General features: G+C 48.4%; 32 protein-coding genes and 1 pseudogene. 23 read left to right on the top strand and 10 right to left on the bottom strand.

Annotation, left to right across the window (positions count from 1 at the left end; all coding sequences use genetic code 11):
- Positions 1-13: 13 nt before the first annotated feature.
- Together ACGHM3_RS01065 and ACGHM3_RS01060 are read right to left on the bottom strand one after the other, a co-directional pair.
- The gene (locus ACGHM3_RS01065) at positions 14-274 is read right to left on the bottom strand and encodes a Txe/YoeB family addiction module toxin (protein ID WP_345415948.1); all 261 of its coding nucleotides are present in this window, start codon (positions 272-274) and stop codon (positions 14-16) included.
- Complete coding sequence (locus ACGHM3_RS01060) at positions 271-522, bottom strand: type II toxin-antitoxin system prevent-host-death family antitoxin (RefSeq protein ID WP_345415951.1); 252 nt, start codon at positions 520-522, stop codon at positions 271-273. Before ACGHM3_RS01060 ends, ACGHM3_RS01065 begins: the two co-directional genes overlap by 4 nt.
- Before the next feature lie 234 nt (positions 523-756).
- Between ACGHM3_RS01060 and ACGHM3_RS01055 the strand changes: the two genes are divergently transcribed.
- A complete protein-coding gene (locus ACGHM3_RS01055; protein ID WP_345415954.1) occupies positions 757-1,272 on the top strand; it encodes a hypothetical protein in 516 nt (171 codons plus the stop codon).
- A 68-nt stretch (positions 1,273-1,340) separates the two neighbouring features.
- On the opposite strand, the gene ACGHM3_RS01050 is transcribed toward ACGHM3_RS01055, so the two are convergent.
- The 3 genes and pseudogenes from ACGHM3_RS01050 to ACGHM3_RS01040 form a co-directional block, all read right to left on the bottom strand.
- Positions 1,341-1,736 (bottom strand): PIN domain nuclease, encoded by a 396-nt coding sequence (locus tag ACGHM3_RS01050; protein ID WP_345415957.1) that lies wholly within the window; start codon positions 1,734-1,736, stop codon positions 1,341-1,343.
- Entirely contained in the window at positions 1,733-1,927 is a 195-nt protein-coding gene (locus ACGHM3_RS01045) for a type II toxin-antitoxin system VapB family antitoxin (RefSeq protein ID WP_390517738.1), read from the bottom strand. Before ACGHM3_RS01045 ends, ACGHM3_RS01050 begins: the two co-directional genes overlap by 4 nt.
- Before the next feature lie 351 nt (positions 1,928-2,278).
- Positions 2,279-2,479 (bottom strand): annotated as a pseudogene (locus tag ACGHM3_RS01040) (transposase); the annotation flags it as partial.
- A gap of 552 nt (positions 2,480-3,031) precedes the next feature.
- Between ACGHM3_RS01040 and ACGHM3_RS01035 the strand changes: the two are divergent.
- Positions 3,032-3,325 carry a HigA family addiction module antitoxin gene (locus ACGHM3_RS01035; protein ID WP_345415963.1) on the top strand — a complete coding sequence of 98 codons (294 nt, stop codon included), beginning with the start codon at positions 3,032-3,034 and terminating at the stop codon, positions 3,323-3,325.
- Between the two features lie 132 nt (positions 3,326-3,457).
- Positions 3,458-3,661, top strand: coding sequence for a cold-shock protein (locus ACGHM3_RS01030; protein WP_345415966.1), 204 nt, complete (start codon positions 3,458-3,460; stop codon positions 3,659-3,661).
- A gap of 76 nt (positions 3,662-3,737) precedes the next feature.
- Here the strand turns inward: ACGHM3_RS01030 and ACGHM3_RS01025 are convergent, their stop codons facing one another.
- Entirely contained in the window at positions 3,738-4,394 is a 657-nt protein-coding gene (locus tag ACGHM3_RS01025; RefSeq protein ID WP_345415969.1) for a methyltransferase domain-containing protein, read from the bottom strand.
- 252 nt (positions 4,395-4,646) lie between these two features.
- Between ACGHM3_RS01025 and ACGHM3_RS01020 the strand changes: the two genes are divergently transcribed.
- Positions 4,647-4,850 carry a cold-shock protein gene (locus ACGHM3_RS01020; protein WP_345415966.1) on the top strand — a complete coding sequence of 68 codons (204 nt, stop codon included), beginning with the start codon at positions 4,647-4,649 and terminating at the stop codon, positions 4,848-4,850.
- A 106-nt stretch (positions 4,851-4,956) separates the two neighbouring features.
- Here the strand turns inward: ACGHM3_RS01020 and ACGHM3_RS01015 are convergent, their stop codons facing one another.
- Together ACGHM3_RS01015 and ACGHM3_RS01010 are read right to left on the bottom strand one after the other, a co-directional pair.
- The gene (locus ACGHM3_RS01015; RefSeq protein ID WP_390518209.1) at positions 4,957-5,160 is read right to left on the bottom strand and encodes a type II toxin-antitoxin system RelE/ParE family toxin; all 204 of its coding nucleotides are present in this window, start codon (positions 5,158-5,160) and stop codon (positions 4,957-4,959) included.
- A 249-nt stretch (positions 5,161-5,409) separates the two neighbouring features.
- Entirely contained in the window at positions 5,410-6,273 is an 864-nt protein-coding gene (locus ACGHM3_RS01010; protein WP_345416318.1) for an IS630 family transposase, read from the bottom strand.
- 262 nt (positions 6,274-6,535) lie between these two features.
- On the opposite strand from ACGHM3_RS01010, the gene ACGHM3_RS01005 reads away from it, so the two are divergent.
- The 18 genes from ACGHM3_RS01005 (at position 6,536) to ACGHM3_RS00920 (ending at position 17,419) form a co-directional block, all read left to right on the top strand.
- Positions 6,536-6,883: a lactoylglutathione lyase gene (locus ACGHM3_RS01005; RefSeq protein ID WP_345415972.1), complete on the top strand. Its 348-nt coding sequence runs from the start codon at positions 6,536-6,538 to the stop codon at positions 6,881-6,883.
- Between the two features lie 67 nt (positions 6,884-6,950).
- Entirely contained in the window at positions 6,951-7,355 is a 405-nt protein-coding gene (locus ACGHM3_RS01000; RefSeq protein WP_390517737.1) for a GFA family protein, read from the top strand.
- 154 nt (positions 7,356-7,509) lie between these two features.
- A complete protein-coding gene (locus ACGHM3_RS00995; protein ID WP_390517736.1) occupies positions 7,510-7,956 on the top strand; it encodes a GNAT family N-acetyltransferase in 447 nt (148 codons plus the stop codon).
- A 128-nt stretch (positions 7,957-8,084) separates the two neighbouring features.
- Positions 8,085-8,555, top strand: coding sequence for a GNAT family N-acetyltransferase (locus ACGHM3_RS00990; protein WP_345415978.1), 471 nt, complete (start codon positions 8,085-8,087; stop codon positions 8,553-8,555).
- Between the two features lie 50 nt (positions 8,556-8,605).
- Positions 8,606-8,935: a YnfA family protein gene (locus ACGHM3_RS00985; RefSeq protein ID WP_345415981.1), complete on the top strand. Its 330-nt coding sequence runs from the start codon at positions 8,606-8,608 to the stop codon at positions 8,933-8,935.
- A gap of 57 nt (positions 8,936-8,992) precedes the next feature.
- Complete coding sequence (locus tag ACGHM3_RS00980) at positions 8,993-9,544, top strand: sugar O-acetyltransferase (RefSeq protein ID WP_345415984.1); 552 nt, start codon at positions 8,993-8,995, stop codon at positions 9,542-9,544.
- Positions 9,545-9,618: 74 nt separating this feature from the next.
- On the top strand, positions 9,619-9,894 hold the full coding sequence (locus ACGHM3_RS00975) for a hypothetical protein (RefSeq protein WP_345415987.1): 276 nt from the start codon (positions 9,619-9,621) through the stop codon (positions 9,892-9,894).
- A 5-nt stretch (positions 9,895-9,899) separates the two neighbouring features.
- Positions 9,900-10,439, top strand: coding sequence for an isochorismatase family protein (locus tag ACGHM3_RS00970; protein ID WP_345415990.1), 540 nt, complete (start codon positions 9,900-9,902; stop codon positions 10,437-10,439).
- A 187-nt stretch (positions 10,440-10,626) separates the two neighbouring features.
- A complete protein-coding gene (map, locus tag ACGHM3_RS00965) occupies positions 10,627-11,391 on the top strand; it encodes a type I methionyl aminopeptidase (RefSeq protein ID WP_345415993.1) in 765 nt (254 codons plus the stop codon).
- Positions 11,392-11,778: 387 nt separating this feature from the next.
- A complete protein-coding gene (locus ACGHM3_RS00960) occupies positions 11,779-12,453 on the top strand; it encodes a haloacid dehalogenase type II (protein ID WP_345415996.1) in 675 nt (224 codons plus the stop codon).
- Between the two features lie 22 nt (positions 12,454-12,475).
- The gene (locus tag ACGHM3_RS00955) at positions 12,476-13,456 is read left to right on the top strand and encodes an alpha/beta hydrolase (RefSeq protein WP_345415998.1); all 981 of its coding nucleotides are present in this window, start codon (positions 12,476-12,478) and stop codon (positions 13,454-13,456) included.
- Positions 13,457-13,489: 33 nt separating this feature from the next.
- Positions 13,490-13,981, top strand: coding sequence for an N-acetyltransferase (locus ACGHM3_RS00950; protein ID WP_345416001.1), 492 nt, complete (start codon positions 13,490-13,492; stop codon positions 13,979-13,981).
- A 125-nt stretch (positions 13,982-14,106) separates the two neighbouring features.
- Complete coding sequence (locus ACGHM3_RS00945) at positions 14,107-14,430, top strand: DUF2834 domain-containing protein (protein WP_345416004.1); 324 nt, start codon at positions 14,107-14,109, stop codon at positions 14,428-14,430.
- Between the two features lie 304 nt (positions 14,431-14,734).
- Positions 14,735-15,331, top strand: coding sequence for a sugar O-acetyltransferase (locus ACGHM3_RS00940; protein WP_345416007.1), 597 nt, complete (start codon positions 14,735-14,737; stop codon positions 15,329-15,331).
- A 10-nt stretch (positions 15,332-15,341) separates the two neighbouring features.
- Positions 15,342-15,698 carry a VOC family protein gene (locus ACGHM3_RS00935; protein WP_345416010.1) on the top strand — a complete coding sequence of 119 codons (357 nt, stop codon included), beginning with the start codon at positions 15,342-15,344 and terminating at the stop codon, positions 15,696-15,698.
- 64 nt (positions 15,699-15,762) lie between these two features.
- Positions 15,763-16,224 carry a GNAT family N-acetyltransferase gene (locus ACGHM3_RS00930; protein ID WP_345416013.1) on the top strand — a complete coding sequence of 154 codons (462 nt, stop codon included), beginning with the start codon at positions 15,763-15,765 and terminating at the stop codon, positions 16,222-16,224.
- A gap of 187 nt (positions 16,225-16,411) precedes the next feature.
- Positions 16,412-16,732 carry a hypothetical protein gene (locus tag ACGHM3_RS00925; RefSeq protein ID WP_345416016.1) on the top strand — a complete coding sequence of 107 codons (321 nt, stop codon included), beginning with the start codon at positions 16,412-16,414 and terminating at the stop codon, positions 16,730-16,732.
- Positions 16,733-16,858: 126 nt separating this feature from the next.
- On the top strand, positions 16,859-17,419 hold the full coding sequence (locus ACGHM3_RS00920; RefSeq protein WP_345416019.1) for a hypothetical protein: 561 nt from the start codon (positions 16,859-16,861) through the stop codon (positions 17,417-17,419).
- A gap of 10 nt (positions 17,420-17,429) precedes the next feature.
- Here ACGHM3_RS00920 and ACGHM3_RS00915 read toward each other — a convergent pair whose 3' ends face one another.
- Positions 17,430-18,587: an isovaleryl-CoA dehydrogenase gene (locus ACGHM3_RS00915; protein WP_345416022.1), complete on the bottom strand. Its 1,158-nt coding sequence runs from the start codon at positions 18,585-18,587 to the stop codon at positions 17,430-17,432.
- Positions 18,588-18,636: 49 nt separating this feature from the next.
- Positions 18,637-20,415 (bottom strand): acyl-CoA dehydrogenase, encoded by a 1,779-nt coding sequence (locus ACGHM3_RS00910; RefSeq protein WP_345416025.1) that lies wholly within the window; start codon positions 20,413-20,415, stop codon positions 18,637-18,639.
- Positions 20,416-20,623: 208 nt separating this feature from the next.
- Here ACGHM3_RS00910 and ACGHM3_RS00905 point away from each other — a divergent pair, with 208 nt between their 5' ends.
- Positions 20,624-21,637, top strand: a complete 1,014-nt coding sequence (locus tag ACGHM3_RS00905; RefSeq protein WP_345416028.1) for an AraC family transcriptional regulator — start codon at positions 20,624-20,626, stop codon at positions 21,635-21,637.
- The last annotated feature ends 12 nt before the right edge of the window (positions 21,638-21,649 follow it).

Here is a 21,649-nt window from a genome sequence, read left to right as displayed (position 1 = left end):
GCGTTAAAGTGTTTCAGTACTCATAGTGATAGCGTAACTGAGCGATTAAAAGGCCGTCATCGGTAGTTTTATATACGAATCGGTGCTCATCATTAATACGACGAGACCAATAGCCAGAAAGGCCATGCCTTAGAGGCTCTGGCTTACCTATCCCTTCAAAAGGGTTGCGGGAAGAATCCTTGATTAAGGCGTTAATCCTTTTGACCATTGCTTTGTCTGCTTTCTGCCAATATAGATACTCTTCCCAAGCCCTAGAGGAGAAAGTTAACTTCACTCAATTAGCTCTCTCTCAGAGCCTTTCCCGGCCTCAAGTTCGGCTATAGACTCAAGTAGATGTCTAGCGTTCGCAGGCGAGCGAAGAAGGTAGGCGGTCTCCTCCATAGCCTGGTAGTCCTCAAGGGAGACCATGACCACGGGTGACTCGCTCTTTCTGGTAATAATCACTGGAGAGTGGTCGTTACAGACCCGCTCCATGGTTTTGGCAAGGTTTGCTCGGGCTGCTGTGTAGCTTATGGCGTCCATAATAGGATCCTGTACTTAATTCTGTACTTAATTCTGTACTTAATTCTGTACTTAATTCTGTACTTAATTCTGTACTTAATTCTGTACTTAATTCTGTACTTAACTATAGGGCCGCATAACAAGGCTGTCAACCAGATCCAGTTTGCTACGCTCCGTTTTGCAGTGGCTTCGCCACTTTACCGCAAAACTCCACTTCATAAACCGCACCGGTTACAACGGCGTTAGGTGTCATGCATGATTGAAGATTGGAGTGAATTACTAAGCATATTTACAGAGAATGACGTTTCTCTGCCTGATATTGAATTACTCCATTTGTCCGGTAGAGAAGCTATTGCGGGGTACGAAAGGTTCGGGAATTTTGCAGGGTATATATCCTCGGAAATACCTTACTATTGGCCTGTCACAAACCAATGCGAAGTTTCGATCTTATTTACTGATAATCCCTCGGTACAGTTTGTTGCCGGTGAGGCTGAGCCTTTTCACCTTTGTTTTGGTGGTATCAAAAGTCTGACTGGGAAGAAATTACCAGAGCTTGGCGCGTTCGTGTTCGTGTTCGTGTTCGCTGATAGTTTGGTTATCGACTACCGCATGGGGCCAGAATGGACTCAAGCTGCACTCGAGGGGCTATTCGAAATATTATTGGCTATCACCGCTAAATTTCAGAACTACCCTATTGAGCATAAAATAAATATAAAAGACAATGATGGGTCAATTTTTAAATCACATTGGGACGCTTACCATAATGCCTAACAAGGCCCATCAGGCTTGCCCGCAAGCGCGCTGGACCTCCGTTCCGGCGCTTGTGGCCGGCGTTATGTTTAAGCGGAAACTGAGCGCAACTTTAAATGTTCTGAGAAAGGAATAAAATCTTTATCTGTGAAAAGAAGAGGGACGCGATTTTCGATACAGAAAGTAGCAATAATTACGTCAGCCGTCTTGCGAATAGTAATTCCGTTTTTTCGCAGTTTTCGGTAATTGTCTGCAGCTTTTAAGGCCAGCTCAGAATTGAGCATATTGTATAGATGTAAATCGCCTAAGTACTTTTTTGCAGTATTGTAGTCTTTGTCTGCGCAAAACCCCTGCAAGATTTCAAGTAATATAAGGTCGCCGATTGCAACTTCTTGCCTGCCTAGCGTACTGTCAAGAATGTCTGTTTCTTCTGTATCTTTACCATTGAAAAAATCAATCCATACGCTCGTATCAACTAATATCACCTATCGGATCTCATGTCGCCTAAGTCGCCTTCCCATTTAAGCTTACCTCTTAGACTTCGAACGTCGGCTTGTTTTTTCAATCTAATCAAAGCTTTAAGTCCTTCCTCCACGGCTTCCTTCTTGGTTTGTAGGCCGGTAGCCTTCAAAGCATCGGCCATTAATTTATCATCTATCACAATGTTAGTTCGCATATTGCACCTGTGTGTATATAGCGTTGATTTTGTACACATTATGAGCCAATTACAGAAACATAACAAGGCCGGTCAGCATCGCCCACTGAGTGGGCTGGACAGCTTACACTCCGTACCTTTTGTGTTCGCTACGCTCAGCATTTCACAAAAGGTGCTCCGCGTAATCTGCCGCGGCTGGCGACGTTATGCAATTTGAGGGATCGAATTATGGGAAGCGCCAATCGAAGTCCGTGCTAGTCTAGTATTACTTCCCATGGTAGCAACGCTTCTAAATCTTCACTGTCCCGTGCGTTCGGTAAATCGGTAAACACGTGGATTAGATATTTAGATCGTTGGCCTTGGCAGCTTCGATTAGACTGTAGAGGTTGTCGATGGCATTAGCTCCTGCTTGGCTTTTGCTAAAAATCTAATTTTCCTGCCGATGGTGAAGGTGCGTATTGCACGCTCAGCAGGATTTTTATCGATTGGGTAATTGCTATAATCAAGATAGCCGACCAATCGATGCCATTGATTATGCAAATAGGTCAATGCTTTACCCAACGGGGTAGTCGGTAATACCGTGAGCGTTCTCTTTGGCGCTTAAATGTACGTATACGGGGTATACATTTCGCAGCTGCCAGCCTGCCTGTCGGAATATGGTACACAAGGCTCAAGCTGGTACATCCTTGCGGGTGGGGGGTGGCAATCACATGGCCAGGCTTGTTGGGGCGCTTAAACTACTCGTGATCGCCTTTTCCGCCCTCTTCGGGGACTGGATCTCGCCATGCTCGGCCAGTTTTGGTAGCGTTATGCCGCTTGACAGTGTTGCGCAACGCACTACAATAGCCGGGCGATCAAATCAGTCAAGCATAAGGGGCGCAAACGCATCACTCCAAAGGGTCCATAGCTGGGATTCAGGTAAAGCGCTGCGAAAGGCTTCGATTTCAATTGGCAGCATTGGACTCAGCCATAGAAGTTGGAACCTTGCTATCTCTGGCTACAGGCCTCAACCGTTCAAAGGCATGCGCAACGGTATTTGGTCAAATACTGCATCAGAAGATTGGCGCCTTACGCTTCACTTCGTAGATGGCAATGTTCACCTACTCAACTACGAGGACTACACTGATGTCCATGCATAATCCTCCACACCCTGGCGAGTTTATCGCAGCAACGTATATGGAGCCCTACGGCATAAGTTGTCGTTTTTTAGCCGGCAAACTAGACGTTGCAGCTTCAACGTTAAACCGAGTTCTCAAGGGGCAAAGTGGCATTAGTCCAGAAATGGCTCTCAGACTCTCTAAATCACTCGGCCGTTCGCCCGAAAGCTGGCTCGCCATGCAGTATTCTTTTGATCTTTGGCAAGCGAAAAAATCTGTAAAGCTCAGCAAGGTATCGAAGCTTGACGTTGACGCCGCGTGAGAACTTGCTAGTGTCGGGCACTCCGCGGCTGCCGCAAAGTAAGGCGTTATAGGAAAATTCAAAAACTAACTTCGAGATGGTGATATCGAAATTAGTCAAATACAACTCACCAGAAAAATGAAGATTAAGAATATGAGTACAGGAACAGTAAAGTGGTTTAACGCAGATAAAGGTTTCGGTTTTATTACTCCGGAAGACGGAGGTAAGGACCTATTTGTACACCACTCAGAGATTCAAGCAAGTGGTTATAAATCACTAGATGACGGTCAGAAGGTTGAATTTGAGGTAGGTCAAGGGCAAAAAGGCCCTTGTGCAACAAATGTGAAACCTCTGTAGTCGGGAAGTAATCACATAACAACGCCAGACATTGGACTGCGCTTACAGCGCAGGCCATGCTGGCGGTGTAAAATGCTTAGTTAGTACGCGAAAACGTTAGGATATCGCCTTTAAAGGCTTTATCTAAATAATCGGTATTTTCTGCTTTGGAAAACGTTGATACGAAACCAAATCCAAGTAGTTTTTTCGCCAATTTGCTTTTTCTACCTCTGCCTGGATCTACGATTACAACCTCGCACGTTGGGTTTGAATGCTCCTGAATGAACCCCGTGAGTAAATGAACGTGTTCATCTTCATACAGTAGATCACTGCCTATTATTAGGTCAAAGCGCCCTAAAGTATCATCGTTATCTGCCCAACCAGTTCGTTCGAAAGTTATTGCGTTGTCGCCATTAAGCTTAGTATTTCTGGTTAAAAAATGTTTTGTTTCTGGGTGATAATCAGTTGCTGTAATATCTACATTTTTTTTATTCAGCAATAAACTACTTAGAGCTGTTCCACAGCCAATTTCAAGAACCCGTTTTGCACCAACATTATAGTTATTCATGTGATGCGCGAGGACTATACTTGATGGCCAAATGACGCCAAAAAGCGGCCAGGCCGCAGAAGAAATACCCAGTTTTTCGGAAATCCCATCAGGATCGTAAAATTCTTGCTTGTTACGCAGCGTGCAAAGATGAATATCTATATTACCAAACTCAATAGTTTGGTAGCATAGGCGAAGTTCTGTCATTTGGCTGCCTCAAAAAGTGAGCGCTCAGCCAGCTATCGAGGATAAATGACAAAACGAAGGACAAGATAGATTACAGTGATTGCCTAGGAATGCAATGCATTTGACAAGTGGCCGCAACCGTTCAGTCAAGAAACAGCCATTTTTGTGGCGGCTGGACCAGGCTTTATGTGAAAACATTCAAAAACTAACTTCGAGATGGTGATATCGAAGTTAGTCAAATATAACTCACCAGAAAAAATGAAGATTAAGAATATGAGTACAGGAACAGTAAAGTGGTTTAATGCAGATAAAGGTTTCGGTTTTATTACCCCGGAAGACGGAGGTAAGGACCTATTTGTACACCACTCAGAAATTCAAGCAAGTGGTTACAAATCACTAGATGACGGCCAGAAGGTTGAATTTGAGGTGGGTCAAGGTCAAAAAGGCCCTTGCGCAACAAATGTGAAGCCTCTGTAGTCGGGAAGTAATCACATAACAGGCCAAGCATTGGACTGCGCTCACAGCGCAGCCCATGCTAACGGCCTTATAATAGCCTATTTATATTCGCCACGGCGGTTTAATGCTAGGTCATCAACTTCATACGATTCCCTTTCCCAACTGCAATAACGACTATCGTGACAGTGCTAATGTCAACGAAGTAAACTAGGCGGCAACCCGCTTGAGGCAGTTTTATTTTGCAACAGTCATTTGCGCCGCTTAGAGCAAACCAACGTACGTGGGGGGTTTGCAACCTTTCCATTAGCTTCTTTTTAAATTGCTCTTTTATGGTGTGACCTAGCTTTATCCATTCTTTGAAGGCTGATTTTTTTGAATGCGAGCTTATAGGTCATCAAGGGCCACCGAAATCGACCCTTCGTTTTGCCGCTCTTTAACCATTACCCCCGGCGGAAGTATATGCCTGCTAGGCGGCGTATCGAATACATTCATTGTTAAAGTATTTCTTTACCCGACTTGGCTTTTTGCAACATAGCCATGTGCGATTTTTAGATTTTAATTGCTTTTTATTCCTTGTCGGTCAACCACTATGGGCACCTTTCTTAAGGGCACAGTTTAAATACTCGTTAGGATTTAGCTCTGGAGAACACGCAGGCAGATAGAACAATTCGATCATTTCTTTGTGATCCTCTAGCCATTCTTTAACCGGCCTACAGTGATGAGCTCGTAAATTATCCAAGATTAAAAATACTTTACGGTCAGTTGAGTTCACTAAGCGCATCATGAAATCGATAAGTTTATCCCCATTCATGGTTCCTTCGAAGAGCCGAAATCGAACCTTACCCTGATTCGTGACGGCAGATATCATGTTGATTGACTCAGAATTTGCGTTTAGCTTGATTACTGGGGCCTTTCCTTTAGGTGCGTAACCTCGCTCGTGCTGGCAATTGTTACGTAAACCTGTTTCGTCGCCCCAATATATCTCGGCATTTTCAGACTTCGCGTGTGCTTTGATGTCTGGATATTCTTCTTTAAGCCACTTCTTTACTTCTGGTGCTCGTTGCTCATAAGCGCGCTTCTGAGGTTTTTGTGACGTCACTCCCCAGCGATTTAAATAGTCCCCAACCGCTCTTACTGCTAGTTCAACTCCATACTCTTGAAGAATTAACTGCTGTACCGATTGCCGAGTCCACGGCGCATAGTCCAGCCGCAGTTGATCTGGCGTCTTGTCTGTAATCAGTTTCTTAACTCTATCGCTCTCTTCTTGGGACAGATGCGTTCCTTCACCTTTTTTTGGCCCGCGCTTATTGATTTTTAGTTTATTGGGAGGGATTTTTAACCACCTCCCAACGGTATCCGGGTGAGCGCCGACGATTTCGGAGATTTCCGTTCGGGTCATTCCTGCGTTACGTAACTTTTGCGCCGTACGCCGTTTCTCTTCGATTGCATCGAATGATAAAGTTCGAGTGTCTGGTTTACTATTCGTCCGAGAATTATATCAGATATATACCCTCACCGGGTTAATAGCAGAAAAGGTTTCGACTTTTATTGGCCCAGAAAACGGCAAGAGTGACGATACCGGCTGGAAGTAGGTGCCGTAAAATATCGTGCACGATAATCTACTATGCCTTAGACTGTTTAGGGTACTTTCCGCCATGTTGCGACCGTCCAACTCTGTTGTGCTTTCCTAAATTACAGACCACACTATGAAACTAAAAGATCTCCGACCATTTGTGCCAAGCAAGGATTACGAACAGTCAAAGGCTTTTTATTTAGCTTTGGGCTTCAATTTAGAAGAAGCTGGCCCAGATTTATGTATCCTTATAAAAGATCAATGCACATTCTTTTTGCAACGCTATTACAACGAAGAGTTTGCCAGCAACTTAATGTTCCAACTCGTTGTATATGATATAGATGATGTTATGACTGTAATATCTAGCGTAACCAACATAGAAATGAAACATAGCCCGATAAAGAACGAACCCTGGGGCAAGGTAATTTACTTATGGGGGCCTGCAGGTGAACTTTGGCATATTACCGAACTTAACAGATAGGCCAGCCATACCGCCTGTTCGGATTAGCTGGGCCTTTTTTTAGCGGGCTAGGTTTCATGGGGACGACATGATTAAAGGGTCTTGCCACTGCAACGCAGTAGAGTTTCAAATCGCCAAGGATACTCTCAGCGTGCGATATTGTTATTGCCGAACCTGCAGAAAACTCAGTGGCGCCGATTATTCCTGTGTAGCCAGGGTTGATCGCAGCCTGTTTGAAGTGACTAAGGGATCCGGCTCTCTGGTGGCGTATGAATCGCGGCCCGGTAAGGCTCGGTATTACTGCAAAACGTGTTTTGCACCCATTTTTGTGGTCACCAACAATGAGCAACGATTTCTAAGAGTCAGATTAGGTTTGCTAGACGACAAACCTAATGTAGTGGTCACCGGGCACATGTGGGTTAGTGAAAAACCACGCTGGTGTACAATCAATGATGGACTTCCCACGTATTTGCACGAATATACCGGGGGATAAAAATAGCTTTGGGCAACGCCGGTTGTTAGCCCCGACGGTTACCAGATACAGTTCAAATGACTTGAGATTTCACCGTAGCTAATTGCAACCGCCACAGCCATTAAAACCAGCAAGCCTACCCCTGAGCTAAGGGTTTAAACCTATGATATTTGAGATGGAGACCGTAGAACGCTCACATCCCCAAAGCCCCGCCGCGTTGGCATTGCTAAAGGAGTTGAATGCAACCCTATACGATATTACCGGTGATGACGGCAGTAGTTCATTTGCAGACAGTCATTTTGATTCTCAGACCGACGTATTCCTTATTATCCGTCTTCACCAGGCACCAGCCGCCTGCGGCTGTTTTCGACGTTTAGATGCGAGCACCTGCGAGCTTAAGCGGATGTATGCTAAGAAGAAAGGATTAGGCACAAAAATCCTACTCCTCCTTGAAGAAGAAGCGATAAAGCTTGGGTACACAACCGTAGTGCTGTCTACGAGAAAAATAAACACCCATGCCATTAATTTTTACCTGCGTAATGGCTACTCTAAAATTGAAAGCTACGGCAAGTACAAGTATACCAACCTATCCATCTGCCTTGGGAAGCTTCTCCAAACCTAGCCGCCATTAAACAGCCGGCTCGCTCCATGGATGCAAAATGTTTAACCGCCATGTTGTCTAAGCGTGAGATTAATAGGGCTAGCATTGCACCCATTGGTACATACACCAGTGTAAATGAGATCTATACTATGAATATCTCACAGGCCACCGTCGATGACGCAGCGGCGATTTTGCAATTGCAGAAGATAGCTTACCGCTCTGAGGCCGAGCTGCATGATGATTTTGATATTCCGCCTTTAACTCAATCTTTAGCTCAATTAGAGGCGGAGTTTGAACATAAAATCATTTTAAAAATTGAGCAGCAAGGAGTTATTGTCGCCAGTGGCCAGGTTAGCTTTAAGGATGGTTGCGCATTTATTGCTCGCATGGCAGTTATCCCTGCGCTACAAGGCCGCGGGCTTGGCAGCAGACTAATGGCAGCGTTGGAATCCTCTTTTCCTAAGGCCGAATATTACAGACTCTTTACCGGCGCTAAGAGCACACGAAATTTGGCCATGTACCAGCGGCGAGGCTATCAAGAATACGCACGCAAATTACTCGGCAAAACGGAAGTCGTCTACCTGCAAAAGGACGCTAGTGATGCAATGTACAATTCCTAGGCTTTGCGCTACTGTGGCGCTTTACGCCTGTGATTGTGTTGGAGCCCGACTTGCCAGTGTTAAAAACAATAGCCCTTTTTATAGTAACCGCCATTGCTGAGATAGTCGGATGTTATTTGCCCTATTTGTGGCTACGCCAAGGGCATTCCGCCTGGTTGCTTGTGCCCGCGGCTGCTTGCTTAGCGCTGTTCGCCTGGTTACTGTCGTTGCACCCTACCGCAGCCGGGCGGGTTTATGCGGCCTATGGCGGTGTTTATATCTTTACGGCGATTGCATGGCTGTGGCTGGTGGACGGCATTCGCCCAACCCAGTGGGATATTGTAGGCAGTACTGTGGCCCTATTCGGCATGGCAATTATTATGTTTGCGCCCCGCGTCTAAATCACACCACCGATATTACACATTCAATAATTCTAAGTGCGCTTCCGAGATTACACTATGAACGAAAAAGCTAAGATGCTAGCCGGTGAATTTTACAACCCGCTAGATAAAGAGCTAGTACAGCTACGGTTACAAGCCCGACTTAAAACCGAATCCTTCAACAACATCAGCGCGGCAAACGCTGAAGAACGCACCGCAATCATCAACTCTTTGTTTGGCTCTAGCAGTGCAAATATCTACATAGAGCCTACCTTTCAATGTGACTATGGCGTAAACATACACGTCGGCGAAAACTTTTACGCCAACTTTGGCTGCGTTATATTGGACGTTGCCGAAGTTCGGATTGGAGATAATTGCGCCATTGCCCCGCAGGTTGGTATCTACACCGCCACGCACCCTGTCGATCCGAAACAGCGTTTGAGCGGATTGGAATATGGAAAGCCGATCACCATTGGCAACAATTGCTGGATTGGCGGCAACGCCACCATTAACCCAGGAGTTACGCTGGGCAATAACGTGGTGGTGGCCTCTGGTGCGGTAGTTACCAAGAACTTTGGAGATAACGTCGTTATCGCCGGTAACCCTGCACGGGTTATAAAAACAGTGTAAGCTCTTTAATTAATACTTCGAACGCACGCCGTTGTTGTAGTCAGATAATGCCCATTCGCTTGCCGGAAAACGCTGTGAAATCAGATCCCAAAAAGCTGGTTGATAAGAACCAAAACCTTATACACACCGAATTAATGAAAGTTACTTCGCATACTCAACGAGATCAAGGTGAGTGGATTTTGCATTCGCTAATGGTGGAAGGTTGTGATGTACCCTTTAAGTTTAAACGTAAAGATAACTACCAGAACTTAAAAGGCGCACGCGTAAATTTAACTTACTACCCCGCTCATGAATCCGTCGCCGGAATTGAATTTGAGTATATGAAGGTCGTGCGGATTAAGCGCGGTTAACCAATATGCTGAACGCAAAAAACACCGGCATTATCGTCGTTGATATACAAGGCAAACTCGCTAGGATCGTAGATAATAGCCAAGCTACCATAGCCGCTTGTAAAAACCTTATAAACGCGGGCCAAGAACTGGGCCTACCTTTGGTTTGGCTAGAGCAAAACCCTGAGAAGCTCGGCCAAACAGTGCCGGAAATACGCAAGGAGTTGTTGCCTAATAAGCCGATAGCCAAAACATCCTTTAACGGCTGTGCAGAGCCGCAGTTTATGGAGGCGGTGGAGCATGCACAGAAATCGGCGTGGTTGGTTTGTGGGATAGAAGCCCATATTTGTGTTTTTCAAACTGCCACGCAACTACAGCAGCACGGCTACCAAGTGCACGTTCTGGCCGATTGCATCGCTTCCCGTCACCCTCATAACAAACAAATTGCACTGGAGCGTTTGGCCAGCAATGGCATCACTATTAGTAGCCTTGAAATGAGCCTATTTGAGTTAGTAGCAGACTGCCGCTCACCGGCGTTTAAGCCAATACTTAACTTAATTAAGTGACTATTTATCTCCCTTGTTTCGTCCCTTCCTGCCTCCCTTGTAGGTAATCTCTAATTTACTAAACCTCACCCCCAATTCAATGTCCAAGTGCCTCTGAGTTCAAGTGCCTCTGTGCTCAAGTACCTCTGTTAGCCCATTAGCTTTGTGCGATACACTAACGATATCACTTTGATTCTGGAATACAGGTATGACGGTACAAGGCCAAGACGACGTTGACGGCATTTTAAGCGCGGGCGCGATAGTTGCGAAAGTAAGAGACGCGATGTTAGCTGCGGTTGAGCCTGGCATGACCACTTTGGAATTGGACCAACTGGGGGAAGCTCTGTTAGAACGACTAGGGGCAAGGTCTGCGCCGCGGCAAATGTACGATTTCCCAGGGGCGACCTGCATAAGCGTTAACGAGGAGGCCGCCCACGGCATCCCTGGTGACCGTGTAATTCAAGCCGGTGATGTCGTCAATATTGATGTGTCCGCGGAGTTTAATGGTTATTACGCCGACACCGGCGCCACAACGGTAGTGCCCCCAACGACGGAAATAAAAACCCGTTTGTGCCACGCAACACGTTTGGCATTAAAACAGGCCATCGCCCAGGCTCGGGTAGGTAATCGAATAAACCGCATTGGCAAGGCCGTGCAAAAGGCGGCTAAATCCCACGGATTTAAAACCATCAATAATCTCGCTGGGCACGGTGTGGGGCGAAGCTTACACGAAGAACCCACAGACATCGTCAGCTACTTTGATCGCAAAGATAGCCGTGTATTTAAACGTGGCCAGGTTGTTGCCATCGAGCCATTTTTATCAACCAAAAGCACTTTTGTTACAGAAGCCGATGATGGCTGGACCTTGGTGGGTGATGCGAACAATTTATCCGCGCAATTTGAGCACACGGTTATCATTACCGACGCCGCCCCAATAATCGCAACCCTGCCCCGCGCCAGCGCGCAAATATAGCACCAAAGCAAATGTAGCATTAAAAATTAAGCGTTGTTGCATTTAAACGCTGTTGTCATTTACTACTAAATCGCTTAACTGCCAATTTGGATTGCGACTTGTTGATGAGTTGCTAGTTCATAAGGCCGCTGGTTCAGAAGGCCGCTGTATATTTAGCGGCCCTAATTAGCCACGCGCCGCCTCAAAAATACCAAGCAAAGAAGCCCCATAAATAACCACAAAAATTTTGTTGATTGTGCCTATGAGGGCTAATACTCATTTACAAATATTAATCAATAGTTTTTTGGTGCCATTGTCATTGTGGCGTTTATTCTTCACACTAGGGGGCTGAATGTTACCCAATGTAAGTAGAGCAAGCTTAAATTATTAACGACCAGGTGCATTAAAATGACTTACACCCTTGCTTTTGATGTATACGGCACCTTAATAGATACACAAGGTGTTACCAACAAATTACATAGCTATTTAGGCGACTTAGCAGCACAATTTGCGCAACAATGGCGAGACAAGCAACTTGAGTACGCATTTAGACGTGGCCTTATGGAAGACTACGTAAACTTCTCTGACTGCATTCAACAGGCCTTGGAATACACCTGCCAACATTTTGATGTTTATCTTTCTACGGAACAAAAGAATGTACTGCTGGAATGCTATTTGTCGTTACCCGCATTTGAGGATGTGGCGCCTGGTTTGAGTGCTCTTGCTGAAACCAATCACCAACTGTTTGCGTTTTCCAATGGCACCACCGAGGCCGTAGAAAGTTTACTGAGCCATTCCGAATTAGACAGTTTTTTTTCCGAAATTGTCACGGTTGAGACCACCAAAACCTTTAAGCCCAGCCCCAAGGTTTACCAGCACCTATTACACACCACCCAATCCTCAGCAGACGCCACATGGTTAGTATCCAGCAATCCTTTTGATATCATCGGCGCTGCATCCCAGGGCCTGCAAACCGCCTGGATTAAACGCTCTGAGAAAGCCGTATTTGATCCATGGGGCGTAGAGCCGACTTTAATCGTTGAGAATATAGTGGCCTTATCAGAGGCTTTGGCTCAGCAGTAATGTTGTTGTAAGGCAGCAACCCATGGCGAAGAACTCACCATATATAAGCCAGCAGTTGATCGCCCAGGAGCTGCGACCTGCCTTGGCGCAGCTGCCAAGCACCAGTTTATCGACACGTAATTTGCCCAAAGTTCGCAACGCTATCCGCCAGGCTACGCAGTTGCAGCTTGGCAATGTGCCGGCGGAGCTTTTAGAGGTTGACTGCCAATCCATTCGCTTGCCCAGCGACTTTGGAGGGCCAGACATCCCAGCATTGATGTACACCCCCAAAAATCGCGGTACCAACCTACCGGTGGCATTGCATTTTCACGGTGGCGGTTACATTTTAGGCGAGCCCGGTGTAAACGACACCCAAAACCGGACGCTGGCAAAAACCCTCGGCTGTGTGGTTGTTTCTGTGGCCTACCGCCTTGCGCCGGAACACCCCTACCCCAGCGCCTTACAAGACGGCCTATCGGCACTGAACTGGCTGCATAGCAACGCGCAATGTTTGGCCATTGATCCCTCTCGCATCGCACTGATTGGCGAGAGCGCCGGTGCTGGCCTGGCCGCCGCCATTGCGCTGCACTCCCGTGGCTCGCTTCCTCATCCCGTTAAACACCTGTTATTGGATGCGCCCATGCTGGATGATCGCAGCCAACACCTAAGTGTAAGCCACCCCTATTGTGGCGAGTACAGTTGGACTGCCCAAAACAATCACTTTGCATGGCGAGCCTATTTGGCCGCTGAGCCCGGCGGTGAATCCGCTCCCGAAGGCGCGGTACCGGCCAGGGAAACCGATTTATCGGGAATGCCGGCCACATTTTTGATTGTTGGCGCGTTGGATCTGTTTTTGAATGAAAACCTTGTTTTCGGTAACCGCCTAATTCAGTGTGGGGTGCCTGTGGAGTTACACGTCATTCCTGGTGCGTTTCATGCCTATGGTATTGCAGGGCCTGAGGCGCCTCAGGTAAAACAAACCCACGCGTTAAAATATCAAGCATTAACCCGTGCCTGGCAATGATGTGATGGCACGCCAGAACACTACGAGTAAGAAATGCACATCCGAGAAGCACACATCCAAGACTGGGATGCCATATGGCCTATTTTCCAGTCGGTAGTACAAGCCGGTGAAACCTACGCCTACGACCCATCCACCACTAAAGAGCAAGGCCTAGCCTTGTGGATATCGGCGCCAAGAAAGACCTATGTGGCTGAAGTTAACGGGCACACTGTGGCGACCTATTACCTCAAGACTAACCAAGCAGGGCCCGGAGCCCACGTTTGCAATTGCGGGTACATGGTGGCTCCCCAGGCCCGCGGCCAAGGGCTGGCTTCCGCGCTGTGTGAGCACTCACAAAACCTCGCCAAGGAGCTGGGGTACCTGGCCATGCAATTTAATTTTGTCGCCTCAAGTAACACCGGGGCTGTTAGGCTATGGCAGAAGTTGGGCTTTGAACCCGTCGGGCAATTACCCAAGGCTTTCCGCCACCCTACTCTGGGATTGGTTGATGCCCTAGTGATGTATAAGTGGCTCGCCGACAGCTGATTATTTTTTAAGCCGAAAATTTTTAACCTGCGGTGGCATGGCTGTTTAGGCGGGGCGAAATAAAAGGTGACATTCTAGCCTCGAATGTCGCGTTAGTATGTTAAAGCCTGCTTTGAGGTGGCACCATGAAGGCCTTTTATATTTGCATGTGTATTTTGGGCACCGTGTTGCCCTTCGCCGCGTTTGCCCCCTGGTTGTTTAGCCAAGGCCCCAACATTACGCTTCTGTTTCAGCTTGCCTCGAGCAATAGCATTAGCCAATTTGCTTGGTTAGATGTATTGGTTTCAGCATTGGTTTTGATTGCGTTTATTTGGCATGAAGGCCGACGCCTGAATATGGCCCGCTTATGGCTGCCATCCTTAGGTACATGCTTGGTTGGCGTGTCTTTGGGATTACCACTGTTTTTGTTGCTGCGAGAGATTCACATCACCGACCAACACACGCTGTAAGCACTCGTACCGACACACCCCTGGCAACTTCCTCGTCAGCACAATCCTCACACCTAGTGTGCTCCACCCCCGCATTAATCTGCCTACTAAAGAATAGTTAATCAAAAGATAACGAATCTAAACCATTTTTAAATTAGAAAAACCTAATTGTAGACACAGTTGCATTTTTAGCGTCTTATTCTACGTTATGGTTTGTAATTAGGGCTCTTGCTCCAGTAGTATTGCTTAACGCCTAGAGGCATTCGGGTTAATTTAACACGCGTAATACCAATAAATTGTGGTGACATAAGCGATAGGATTAATCATGAGAAGGAAAGACATTTTTGAACGCGAATTGGCAGGCGAACTGATTTCGCCCGAAGACCCAGAATATATAAAAATAGCCAAACGCATTACCTCAGCACAGCGGCTCATCGCCGAACTGAATAACAGCTACCATAGCCCGCAAAAAGTACGAGATTTTATCGCCCGCCTTACCGGCACCCAAATTGATAAAACTTTTTTCCTGCTGCCGCCGTTTTACACCGACTATGGAAAAAACATTCGCATTGGCAAAAATGTGTTTATTAACCATTGTTGCGAATTTTTAGACCGTGGCGGCATTACACTGGAAGATAACGTACTCATTGGCCCTAAGGTTAATTTAATTACTATTAGCCACCCCACACAGCCAAGCCTCCGGCACTCGACTTACTGCGCGCCCATCACCGTAAAAAACAACGCCTGGATTGGTGCCAGTGCCTCGATTATGCCGGGTGTAACCATTGGCGAAAACGCCGTTGTTGCGGCCAACTCCGTGGTTACCAAAGACGTAGCGCCGAACACCATCGTTGCCGGCATACCGGCTGAGTTCGTTAAAATGGTGGAAGAAGGCGATCAGCAACAGCGCCAAATGGTATAAGGCATAAAGAATGAATACGACAGGGAAAATTAACTATATAGAGCTGCCTTGCCAGGATTTAGCGGCGTCTAAAGACTTTTTCACATCCGTGTTCGGTTGGGGCTTTGTGGATTACGGCCCTGAATACACCGCCTTTGAAAACGCCGGTATCGATGGTGGCTTTTTCTTGTCACAAAGCTGCGCTCGCACGCAGCAGGGAAGCGCCTTGGTAGTGCTGTACAGCGCTGAACTTGAAGCTACCCAAGACGCGGTTAGCAAAGCCGGTGGAGAAATCGTTAAGCCCATTTTTCGATTCCCTGGCGGTCGCCGCTTTCACTTTTTTTGCCCCAGTGGCAACGAGTTCGCTGTTTGGTCTGACCATGGCTAACGTTTCTGCGAGCGGGGGTCACGTTATTTACCCCCGCAGCCAGCCAATCCCCCTACTTTAAGCCATGCTATCCATTACCTACCCCACCCTAGCCGAAGTCGACCAAACGCAATTGCTGGCCATACTCAATGCCCAAAGTACCCGCAGCCACCTGGTTGCCCATAACCCCTTTAACCCACATTCACTGCAACAATGGGTGACGGACAAACAGGCCTTGGATGACCAACCGGGCTATAAAGTGCGTGCGGTTGTGGTAGATGATGAATTGGCGGGTTGGTGCGGTCTGCAACCGGACGAGCAAAGCGTAGAAGCCGCCATTGTAGTGGCAAAACACTATTGGGGATTGGGACCTCGGGTGTTTGCCGACCTGTTGCACTGGGCCAAATCGTTTGGCCACAAGGAGGTTGTTATTCACCTTTTGCATTCTCGCAGGGTATACCGGCACCTTGAGCGCCGCGCCATTCGGATGGCCACCTCGGAACGCCTTGGCCAGCGCTTCACCAGCTATGTGTTTGCTGTGGAATAGCTCCGCAGTAGTTTGCTTGAGACCAGATTGAAGTTTGCAAGCAACGCGACAGCGCCGGATGAGAGCTTTAAAGCACTTTGCAGTTCTTACCCTAATGCAGGCTTATCTCCCCTAGCTTATTGCGTATAATGCATGGTTCGCCCCAGGGCCAAACCATCACCCTACCGCAACCTGTAGGTTATGCAGCATGAACCCTAAATTGGTATGCCCAAACTGTAAAAACAGTTTTAAGCTGGAGCAAGGCCAGGGCGTCATTTCGCTTAATCGCACCCGCGAGCACAAAAAAGTTAATATAGTCGCCACCACCTGCCCCTACTGTAATTTAGCCTTGTCTGTTCACTGGGAGTGGCTTGCTGCTGTGGTCATTATCGGCGGTTTTTTGTTATCGATATGGGCCAGCTTAGCCTCCAACTCACTGCTGCCATTGGCGGGAGGTTTTGCCCTTGTATTGCTGCACAATGTGGTAGCCGCTCGTATTATGCGGGTTAAGAGCGTTCATAATTTTTGACCCTGCCCACCTGCCGATCACTCATCGGCGTTAAATAACCATGCCCCGGCGAGTTAAACTTAGCACCGGCGCTTGCAACCGCCATTTTCGTGATAAGCTTACGCCGCGTTAGAGAGAGGCAAGGTTGTGTATATTCCACAAAAGCGCTTAAAAAAGCGTACAACGGTACTTAAACAAGTGGCCCGAGGGCCCATCTGGTTACAATTAATTTTATCCGCGTTTATTGCAGGCTTTGCTGTACTTTTTGTACCCGGCGCCCACACTGTTTTGTTGGCTTGGTTTTTAGGCCTGGCGGCGCTGGCGTTTTGCCTGTTGCGGCTAACCTTTGGTTTTCGCAGTTGGATAGTACAAGAAAAGAACGCCAAATATACGCTTTGCATACGAGACAACCACTCGCGCACCACCATACAGCTGCCCATTGACTACATCACCATGGTGGATCACTGCGAATACACCGGCTTTAGAAAAAACGAATCGGAAATCAATTACCTGTACAACAGTTGCCACAAATCGTTTAAACACTGGGGCTACCTTGGCCCTGGGCTTGAGATCTCATTTCAATTACCGCGCACCAGTGCGGGTAGTGTGGAGTTGCGTAGCTGGCGAATCCCCTCGCCCAAGGCAGAAGCGTTTTACACGCTTATTGCAGAAAACATGGTGGACCGGCGCCACCTGTTACATAACTAGTCACCGCCGCTTAAGCGTTGAACAGCTCCCGGCCGATTAACATGCGCCGAATTTCGGATGTGCCGGCACCAATCTCATACAATTTGGCGTCTCGCAATAATCTGCCCGCCGGGAAATCATTGGTGTAACCATTGCCACCCAACAATTGAATGGTATCCAGTGCCATTTTAGTGGCCAGCTCTGCGGTGTAGAGTATTACCCCTGCGGCGTCTTTACGGGATTCTTCACCCCGGTCGCAGGCAGCGGCTACGGCGTATAAATAGGCTCGGCTGGCATTCAGCCCGTTATACATATCAGCCAACTTGCCCTGCACCAATTGGAACTCACCAATGGCTTGGCCGAATTGGCTACGCTGTTTGGTGTAAGGTAACGCCACGTCCATACAGGCGTGCATAATACCCACCGGCCCAGCAGCCAGCACAGTGCGCTCGTAGTCCAGCCCAGACATTAAAACGGCCACGCCTTTACCGGGTTCACCCAGAATGTTTTCCACCGGTACCGGGCAATTATCGAAGATAAGCTCACAGGTATTTGAGCCACGCATGCCGAGCTTATCCAGCTTTTGTGCCTGGCTAAACCCTGGCAGGCCACGCTCAACGATAAATGCAGTAATGCCTTTGGAGCCCGCCGCTGCATCGGTTTTGGCGTAGACCACATAAGTGTCGGCATCCGGGCCATTGGTGATCCACATCTTATTGCCCGTTAGGCGGTAGTGGTCACCGTGGAGGTCGGCCCGCAACCGCATGCTAACCACGTCACTGCCTGCATTGGGCTCAGACATGGCCAAGGCGCCAATGTGCTCGCCGCTGCACAGCTTGGGAAGGTATTTTTCACGCTGATGGGCGTTACCGTTTTTAAAGATTTGGTTAACACAGAGGTTGGAATGCGCACCATAAGACAGGCCAACCGAGGCTGAGGCGCGCGAGATCTCTTCCATTACTACGGCGTGGGCCAAGTAGCCCATAGCACTGCCACCGTAGGCTTCACTGACCGTAATTCCCAATAGGCCGAGATCCCCCAGTTGTCGCCACAGGGCTTTAGGGAACTCGTTATCTCGGTCGATTTGCTCGGCAATCGGCGCGATTTCGGCCTGGGCAAACTTATTCACCGAGGTGCGCAGCAGATCCAGATCTCCCCCTAAATTAAAATTTAAGCTCGATAGCATCATGGCTGCGGCACCTCTTTGGGTTGTTATTATTAAGCGATTAACCCTGAGTTTAGAACTGTTCCTCACTCAGGGCCATCGTGCTTTCGCTGCCGGACTCAATGGCGGCAAAGTAGGCCTGGGTCTTGGGTAGCAATTGTTCAAAGTAGAAGTTGGCAGTGACTAATTTGGCCTTTAGGAACTCAGCATCGCCTGCGCCTTCGGCCAACTGGGCCTGAGCATGCAGCTGGTTTTTGGCCATTACCCAACCACCACACAAATAGCCCATCAGCATTAAGAACGAGAAGCTCACGCTACCAGGCGCCGATTTATCTTGCGGGCTGTTATCCAACAACCAAGCGCGTGCTGCCCGGGCCGCCTCCAGCGCCTGCTGCATTTTGCCGGCGGAGGCTTTTAAAGATGGCTCGGCGGCTAGCTGGCTTATGGTGGACTCGATATCGGCGAACAAGTCGTTTAGATGGGCTCCCTCGTTGAGCAAGGTTTTACGCCCTACCAAATCCAATGCCTGAACGCCGTTGGTGCCTTCATAAATAGGTAATATACGAGCGTCTCGGTAGTGCTGCGCTACGCCGGTTTCTTCGATAAAGCCCATGCCACCGTGAATTTGTATACCGAGAGAAGTTACCTCCTGCGCCAATTCTGTGAGCCAGCCTTTAACGATGGGCGTTAGTAGATCAACCCGCTGGCCGTGTTTGGCTTTTTGCTCGGCATCGTTACCGTAGTGGCTGCGATCGATCTCTGCGGATGCGATTAGCGCCAAACCGCGCATGGCCTCGATGCTGGCTTTCATTTGCATAAGCATGCGGCGCACGTCTGGAAATTTAAAAATGGTATAGCGACTGCCGTCTTTGTTGGTGCCTTGCAAACGGTCTTTGGCGTAGGCCACCGCTTGTTGGTAGGAGCGCTCGCTCACCGCCACGCCTTGCAGGCCTACATCCTGGCGAGCGTGGTTCATCATGGTGAACATAAACGACAAGCCGTTGTGTTTTTCGCCCACCAGATAACCCACAGCGCCGCCGTTGTCACCATAGCTCATTACGCAGGTTGGGCTGCCGTGAATGCCCAATTTATGCTCTAAGGAAACGCAGCGGAGATCATTGGCTTCGCCTAGATTGCCATTATCGTCCACCATAAATTTGGGCACAATAAACAGCGAAATACCCTTCACGCCGGGAGGCGCATCGGGCAGGCGAGCCAGTACCAAATGCACGATATTGTCCGTCATCTGATGGTCGCCCCAGGTAATAAATATTTTTTGTCCGGAAATTAAGTAGTGGTCGCCGTTGGGTTCGGCTTTGGTTTTTAGCGCGGCCAAATCGGTGCCAGCGTCGGGCTCGGTCAGGTTCATGGTGCAGGCCCATTCGCCACTGACCATCTTCGGCGCGTATTTTTGTTTAAGCTCATCGCTGGCGTGCTTGATTATGGCCTCTGTGGCTCCGGCGGCCAACATGGGGCACAGCGCAAAGGCAAGGTTAGACGACTGCCAAATTTCCCCCACCGTGGTATTTAAAACGCTGGGTAGAGCCTGGCCACCGTAGGCCTCCGGCGACGTTAACGACGCCCAACCACCGGCGCAAAACTGCGCGTAGGCATCGGCGAACCCGGGCGACTCCTGCACACCACGATCGGTGAGTTTGGCGCCATCGGTGTCGCCCACACGGTTCAGCGGGGCCAGCACCTCGCTGCCCAGTTTGCCGGCCTCTTCAATAATGGCCATGGCCAGCTCTAAGCCAACACCTTCCAGCTCGCCCTTGGCGCACAACTGGTCGAAATCCACTAGAGCTTTGAGGGCGAATTCTGCTTCACGCAATGGGTAACGGTAGTCGCTCATGGTTGGTTCCTATTCTAATAATCTTTAAATTGCCGCGATTGTGGTGGCCGCTGTACTGCTGGCCTGTTATGGCCATAGTGTCGAAGTTTGGCTACTAAAACGCCATTGCCTATCCTGCCATTTACTTGATATTAACGGACAAAAGGCCTGCAAATTAGCGAAGTTTTACTTTATATTAGGCAGGCAATCCAACATAAACGGACACAGCGTGCACCCTCACCATCATTCTATATCCATTCATTTCGCCCATTGCCTAATCAGTAAGGCCCAGGAGTGCGGCCTAGATACCCAGCATTTGCTTAGCCACGCCGGGTTGTCGCCGGCACTGCTGGAAAATCGTGAACTGCGCATTACCCCAGAGCAACTCAGCCGCCTGCTGCTGGAGTTATGGCGCATAGGGGATGATGAGTTTATGGGCATGAGTAGCCACACAGTACGCTTTGGCGTATTCGGGCTATTGGCACGGCAGCTGGTGCACTGCGCCAACCTAAAAGAGGTGTACCGGTACTGCAGCCGGTTTTATAACCTAGTGACGCCCGCCATTGACGTAGAATTCACGGTACACAACAACCAAGCCACCTTTGCCCTGGCACTCAACGAGCCCGAGAAAGATAACCTGGGGATGCTGCGCGAATTATTTTTACTGATTTGGCACAGGTTCCCCAGTTGGTTTGTGGGCCAAAGAGTGCCCTTACAGCAAGTCACCTTAAAACTGGCGAAGCCACAACACTTCGCCGAACACCGATTAATGTACCCAGCACCGGTGCACTACGAACACAGCCGAGACAGCATTGTGTTTGACGCCGCGTTTTTAGACTTACCGGTGGTACAAACCTCGGCCACATTATTGGAGTACTTGCCGCAACTGCCGCTGGAGTGGTTTAAACGCCAAGCCTATTACCCGGTGTTTACCCGCCGCGTGAAAGACTACCTCGAAACCAACGCCGAGTTCGTGGGCGTCAATATGGAAGACATGGCCAACCAACTGCAGATGACCAGCCGAACGTTACGGCGAAAACTCACCGAAGAAGGAACCAGTTTCCAACTGTTAAAAGATGAAATGCGCCGTGATACGGCTATCCATTACTTAAGCCAACCCAATCAGCCCATTTCGCAAATAGCCACACTGCTGGGGTTTTCTGAGCCAGCAGCATTTGCCAGAGCGTTTAAACAATGGACTGGCGTACCGCCCAGCGTGTACCGTTCTGGGCCAAAACGTTAATGTTTTAATAAC

The organism is Halioxenophilus aromaticivorans (assembly GCF_042850945.1).
GTDB lineage: Bacteria > Pseudomonadota > Gammaproteobacteria > Pseudomonadales > Cellvibrionaceae > Halioxenophilus > Halioxenophilus aromaticivorans.
The sequence above is the reverse complement of the archived record's forward strand: the minus strand, read 5'-3'. Positions and strand labels throughout refer to the sequence as shown.

Coding starts and splice junctions, on each gene's coding strand:
- ACGHM3_RS01060 (WP_345415951.1), bottom strand. CDS start 522: ATGGACGCCATAAGCTACACAGCAGCCCGAGCAAACCTTGCCAAAACC.
- ACGHM3_RS01055 (WP_345415954.1), top strand. CDS start 757: ATGATTGAAGATTGGAGTGAATTACTAAGCATATTTACAGAGAATGAC.
- ACGHM3_RS01045 (WP_390517738.1), bottom strand. CDS start 1,927: ATGCGAACTAACATTGTGATAGATGATAAATTAATGGCCGATGCTTTG.
- ACGHM3_RS01035 (WP_345415963.1), top strand. CDS start 3,032: ATGTCCATGCATAATCCTCCACACCCTGGCGAGTTTATCGCAGCAACG.
- ACGHM3_RS01030 (WP_345415966.1), top strand. CDS start 3,458: ATGAGTACAGGAACAGTAAAGTGGTTTAACGCAGATAAAGGTTTCGGT.
- ACGHM3_RS01025 (WP_345415969.1), bottom strand. CDS start 4,394: ATGACAGAACTTCGCCTATGCTACCAAACTATTGAGTTTGGTAATATA.
- ACGHM3_RS01020 (WP_345415966.1), top strand. CDS start 4,647: ATGAGTACAGGAACAGTAAAGTGGTTTAATGCAGATAAAGGTTTCGGT.
- ACGHM3_RS01005 (WP_345415972.1), top strand. CDS start 6,536: ATGAAACTAAAAGATCTCCGACCATTTGTGCCAAGCAAGGATTACGAA.
- ACGHM3_RS01000 (WP_390517737.1), top strand. CDS start 6,951: ATGATTAAAGGGTCTTGCCACTGCAACGCAGTAGAGTTTCAAATCGCC.
- ACGHM3_RS00995 (WP_390517736.1), top strand. CDS start 7,510: ATGGAGACCGTAGAACGCTCACATCCCCAAAGCCCCGCCGCGTTGGCA.
- ACGHM3_RS00990 (WP_345415978.1), top strand. CDS start 8,085: ATGAATATCTCACAGGCCACCGTCGATGACGCAGCGGCGATTTTGCAA.
- ACGHM3_RS00980 (WP_345415984.1), top strand. CDS start 8,993: ATGAACGAAAAAGCTAAGATGCTAGCCGGTGAATTTTACAACCCGCTA.
- ACGHM3_RS00970 (WP_345415990.1), top strand. CDS start 9,900: ATGCTGAACGCAAAAAACACCGGCATTATCGTCGTTGATATACAAGGC.
- map (WP_345415993.1), top strand. CDS start 10,627: ATGACGGTACAAGGCCAAGACGACGTTGACGGCATTTTAAGCGCGGGC.
- ACGHM3_RS00960 (WP_345415996.1), top strand. CDS start 11,779: ATGACTTACACCCTTGCTTTTGATGTATACGGCACCTTAATAGATACA.
- ACGHM3_RS00955 (WP_345415998.1), top strand. CDS start 12,476: ATGGCGAAGAACTCACCATATATAAGCCAGCAGTTGATCGCCCAGGAG.
- ACGHM3_RS00950 (WP_345416001.1), top strand. CDS start 13,490: ATGCACATCCGAGAAGCACACATCCAAGACTGGGATGCCATATGGCCT.
- ACGHM3_RS00945 (WP_345416004.1), top strand. CDS start 14,107: ATGAAGGCCTTTTATATTTGCATGTGTATTTTGGGCACCGTGTTGCCC.
- ACGHM3_RS00940 (WP_345416007.1), top strand. CDS start 14,735: ATGAGAAGGAAAGACATTTTTGAACGCGAATTGGCAGGCGAACTGATT.
- ACGHM3_RS00935 (WP_345416010.1), top strand. CDS start 15,342: ATGAATACGACAGGGAAAATTAACTATATAGAGCTGCCTTGCCAGGAT.
- ACGHM3_RS00930 (WP_345416013.1), top strand. CDS start 15,763: ATGCTATCCATTACCTACCCCACCCTAGCCGAAGTCGACCAAACGCAA.
- ACGHM3_RS00925 (WP_345416016.1), top strand. CDS start 16,412: ATGAACCCTAAATTGGTATGCCCAAACTGTAAAAACAGTTTTAAGCTG.
- ACGHM3_RS00915 (WP_345416022.1), bottom strand. CDS start 18,587: ATGATGCTATCGAGCTTAAATTTTAATTTAGGGGGAGATCTGGATCTG.
- ACGHM3_RS00910 (WP_345416025.1), bottom strand. CDS start 20,415: ATGAGCGACTACCGTTACCCATTGCGTGAAGCAGAATTCGCCCTCAAA.